This is a genomic window from Candidatus Polarisedimenticolia bacterium (genome assembly GCA_036001465.1).
In the GTDB taxonomy this organism is placed as follows: domain Bacteria; phylum Acidobacteriota; class Polarisedimenticolia; order Gp22-AA2; family Gp22-AA2; genus Gp22-AA3.
This window is the reverse complement of the sequence record DASYUH010000049.1, coordinates 1-4,324: the sequence shown is the minus strand read 5'-3', so window position 1 is coordinate 4,324 and position 4,324 is coordinate 1. Positions and strand designations below refer to the sequence as shown.

At 68.7% G+C, this 4,324-nt stretch carries 4 protein-coding genes; all 4 read left to right on the top strand.

Going from position 1 to position 4,324, the window contains the following annotated elements:
• Positions 1 to 1,092, top strand: a 1,092-nt coding sequence (locus tag VGV60_10095; GenBank protein ID HEV8701607.1) for a hypothetical protein, incomplete at its 5' end; no start/stop codon positions are given.
• Positions 1,089 to 3,344 (top strand): hypothetical protein, encoded by a 2,256-nt coding sequence (locus VGV60_10090; protein HEV8701606.1) that lies wholly within the window; start codon positions 1,089 to 1,091, stop codon positions 3,342 to 3,344. The genes VGV60_10095 and VGV60_10090, both read left to right, overlap by 4 nt.
• Positions 3,345 to 3,429: 85 nt before the next feature.
• Complete coding sequence (locus VGV60_10085) at positions 3,430 to 3,693, top strand: AbrB/MazE/SpoVT family DNA-binding domain-containing protein (protein ID HEV8701605.1); 264 nt, start codon at positions 3,430 to 3,432, stop codon at positions 3,691 to 3,693.
• The gene (locus VGV60_10080) at positions 3,690 to 4,097 is read left to right on the top strand and encodes a putative toxin-antitoxin system toxin component, PIN family (GenBank protein HEV8701604.1); all 408 of its coding nucleotides are present in this window, start codon (positions 3,690 to 3,692) and stop codon (positions 4,095 to 4,097) included. The genes VGV60_10085 and VGV60_10080 overlap by 4 nt, the downstream gene beginning before the upstream one ends.
• The last annotated feature ends 227 nt before the right edge of the window (positions 4,098 to 4,324 follow it).

The following is a 4,324-nucleotide window of genomic DNA, read 5'->3' as shown; positions in this document are numbered from 1 at the left end:
GACCTGAGCGTGGTCGGCATCGGCACACTGACCCACATCGACCACAACCGGGTGTTCGCCTTCGGCCACCCGCTCCTGGGGACGGGGCCATTGGAGATGCCGATGACCCAGGCGCAGGTCCTCATCACCTTCGCGTCGGCGAACGCGTCGTTCAAGGTCGCGAACTCGACGCCGCCGGTCGGCACGATCTTCCAGGACGGGCTGACCGCCATCGTCGGTGACGTGGGGCGGACCGCGCCGATGATCCCGGTCTCGGTCCGGGTGACGTCGCCCGGCGGCACGCGCGTGTTCCACTATGACATCCTGCGCAACCGCGCCTGGTCGCCGGTGGTCATGGCGCTGGTGACCGCCAACAGCCTGGTCCGCACGACCGACTTCGACGCCGGCGCCACGCTGGCACTGCGCTGCCGGATCGGCATCGAGGGGTATCCGACGATCACGTACGAGGACCTGTACTCCACCACGACCCCGGCGCAGCCGGTCCACACGGCGCTGGCGAACGATGCGGCGGGCCTGTTCAACCTGCTCTACAACAACCGCTTCGAGGAGGCGCGCGTGCGCTCCGCCGACCTCGAGATCGACGTGCTCGAGTCCTCGAAGGTGGCGACCATGACGTCGCTGCGCGCCGCGCGCACCGAGGTGCGCCCCGGCGAGAGCCTCGCCGTCACGGCGGTCCTGAGCCTGTACCGCGGCCGGACGTGGGAGGAGACCTGGAACGTCGTCCTGCCGGAGGACACGCGGCCGGGGGACACCGAGATCCTCGTCGGCGGCGGCCCGGCGATCGACGGCCTCGACCGCCGGATGCTCGAGCGGCAGGTCGCCCAGGCCGGGGGCCTCGACGACCTGGTGCGCCTCGCATCCCGGCAGAGGCGCAGCCGGACGCTCTATCTGAGGATGTCGCGCCGGGCGCCGACCGCCATCGTGCGCAGCGAAGTCCTTCCCGATCTCCCCCTGTCGATCTTCTCCGTGTTCAACAACCCGCGGCTGAGCGCCGACACGACCCTGATGGGCGAGTCACCGATTCTCGAGATCCCGAAGGACCTCGACGTCGTGGTCGTCGGCGGCCGCCGCATCTCGATAAGGGTGAAATGAGACGCGCCGCCGCCATCTCCTCCGCCGCCCTCGGTCTCGGGCTTGCATTGTCCTGCGTCACGCTCGCGCTCGCCGTCACCTCGCAGACCTGGCGCCAGAGGGAGAAGGACGATTTCGCCAAGGGGGAGCTGAAGGGAGTCTCGCTGCTTTACGACGGCGCTCTCAGGCTGTCGCCGCGCCTCGACACCGTGCACGAAGGGGGCCAGCCGTACCTGTGGGCGATCGCCCAGGCCCCCGGCGGCGCGATCTATGTCTCGGGAGGGAACGACGGCAAGGTCCTGCGCATCGGCAAGGGGGCGGCCGAGGTCTTCTTCCGCGCTTCCGAGCCCGAGGTGCACGCGCTCGCCTTCGACCGGGCGGGCAATCTTCTGGCGGGCGCGTCGCCTGGCGGGAAGATCTACAAGATCGCCCCCGACGGCAAGACCCTCTGGACGTACGACAGCGGCGAGAAATACATCTGGGCGCTCGTCTTCGATCGCGAGGGGGCGCTCTACGCCGCGACCGGGATCGAGGGGCGCATCCTGAAGATCGATGCCTCCGGCCACGGGCGCGTCTTCTTCGACAGCGCCGAGACCCACATCCGGTCCCTCATCGTGAACGAGAAGGGGGAGCTGATCGCCGGCACCGACGGCCACGGCCTGGTGTTCCGCGTGTCCCCCTCGGGCGAAGGGTTCGTCCTGTACGACGCCCCGTTGAACGAAGTCGTCGCCCTCTCGGCCGGCAAGGACGGGACGATCTACGCCGCGGTCGCCGACGAATCGGGGCGGCCCGGGTCGCGGGGCCCGTCGCCGGCGCCGCCGCCCCCCGCCGCGCCGCCGCCTGCTCCCGGCGCGCCGGGGAGCTCCGAAAGCGCCGCGCCGCAGGCGACCCCCCCGCCGCCGCCGGAACAGGCGCCCCCGCCCGAGCAGCGCGTCCCGGTCGGCATGGAGGGGAAGGTCCTGGCGATCTCGCGCGACGGCTACGCGCGCGAGATCTGGTCCGCTGGCCAGGAGGCGATTCTGAGTCTGGCCGTTGCGTCCAACGGAGACCTCTTGATGGGGTCGAGCTCCCAGGGGCGCATCTACGGCGTCGATGCGTCGGGAAACGTCACCGAGCTGCTGCGGCTCTCGTCGGCCCAGGTCACCGCGCTCCTGCGCCTCGGGGACGGCGCCCCGACGGGGCGCGCCGGTGACGTCGCGGTGGCCGGGAGCAATTCCGGGACTGTCTCAATCCTGCGGCCCGGGTTCGCGTCGTCCGGCGCCTTCGAGTCGCGCGTCCTGGATGCGCGATCGTTCGCCACCTGGGGCCGCGCGTCCTGGCGGACCGAGACCCCCAAGGGGACCTCGATCGCCCTCGGCGTCCGCTGCGGAAACACCGAGGAGCCCGACCGCACCTGGTCCGACTGGCGCAGCGCGCCGTTCACCCAGGATGGGGCGCTGCTCGACTGCCCCCCCTCGCGCTTCCTGCAGTGGCGCGCGCAGATGAAGTCGGAGGACCAGACGCACACCCCGTCGCTGCGCGAGGTGGCCGTGACCTACCTGCAGGCGAACCTACCCCCGGAGATCAAGAAGGTCGATGTGCAGGCGCCGGGTGTTGCGTTCCAGAGGGTGGCCCCTTCCGGGCCGAGCGGCGCGTCCGACTCCCGGGCGTCGGGTGGGTCGGGGGGGGACGTCGAAGGGGGAGTCCGCAAGCGACCCCGGCCCACGTCGCGGCGCGGCTTCGAGGACGGGGCACGCAGCATCACCTGGCAGGCGACCGATCCGAACGACGACGACCTGCTCTACGACGTCTACTACCGCGCCGTCGACGAGAAGACCTGGAAGAAGATGCGCGACCGAATCGACGAAGACTTCGCCACCTGGGACAGCCACGCAATGCCGGACGGGACCTACGTGTTCCGCGTCGTCGTCACCGACGCGCCCTCGAACGCGTCCGGCCGCGCCCTGACCGCCGAGAAGCTCTCGCCCGCGTTCGACGTCGACAACACGCCGCCGCGCCTCGAGACCGTCAAGGCGCAGGTCCAGCCAACCTCCATCCGCCTGACCTTCTCGGCCACCGATACGTTCAGCATCATCCGCGAAACCGCCTGCGCGGTCGACGCCGGCGACTGGCTCCCCGTCCAGGCCGCCGACGGCCTCGACGATTCCCGCACCGAGAGCTACGACCTCACCCTCCCACGCCCCGCCCCCGGCGAGCACAGCATCGTCGTCCGCTCGATGGACGCCGCGGGGAACACGGGATCGGGGAAGGTGGTGGTGGAGATACCGCAGTAGGTGGTTCGGTCAATTGAACCTGTTGCCAAACGCGGGGTCGTGACGTAGAATCTTACCAGTAAGACCCAATGAAAGGCATGACCCTATGGCGACAGTGGCAACTACAACACTCTCTTCGAAGGGCCAGGTTGTGATCCCTGAGGATGTTCGCAAGGCTCTTGGCTTGGAACCCGGTGCTCAATTTGTGGTGATGGGCGACGGGGACATCGTGATTCTCAAGCGGATCGAGACACCGGCCAGAATCGAGTTCCAGGCCCTGGCGGCCAAGGTCCGGGGGCAGGCGCGCCGGGCCGGGCTCAAACCCGCCGACCTGCAGAAGGCCATCCGCAGCGTTCGTCGGCGCGGATGAAGGTTGTCCTCGACACCAACGTCCTCATCTCCGGGATCTTTTTCTCCGGACCCCCGTCCAGAATCCTGGCTGCTTGGGCCGAAGGCGGGTTTGAACTTGTCGCCAGCGTCGAAATCCTCACCGAGTATCGACGAGTCGCCGAGCGCCTTCAAAGGAAGTTTTCCTCGGTCGATATCAATGCCATCCTCGACCTCGTCACCCGAGAAGCCCGCTTCGTGGAGCCCGCCCCCGTGCCGGTTTCCGCGTGTGACGACCCCGACGACCTCAAGTTTCTCGCCTGCGCACTTTCCGGCGGTGCACGCTTTATCGTCACCGGTGACCGGGCGCTCTTGCGAGCCTCTGCCTTCCGTGGACTCGAGGTCGTGACCCCGCGGGAGTTTCTGCAACGCCACCTTGCGGGATAAGTCTCGACAGCCGCTCGACTATCCCGCCCTCGACGCCGGGGGGAACACGCGATCGGGGGTGGTCGTCGTTGCGCTACCGCAATAAGTGATCTGTCAAAGCGATTTCTTGCGAGTCTCGGGCCGCTCGAACGACTAGACTGGTAGAGATGTCCGATCAGAAGAATCACCCGCCGCGATGCACCGACCCCGCCCAGGGGATCCGGCTCGAGCCCTACCTAGAACGGACC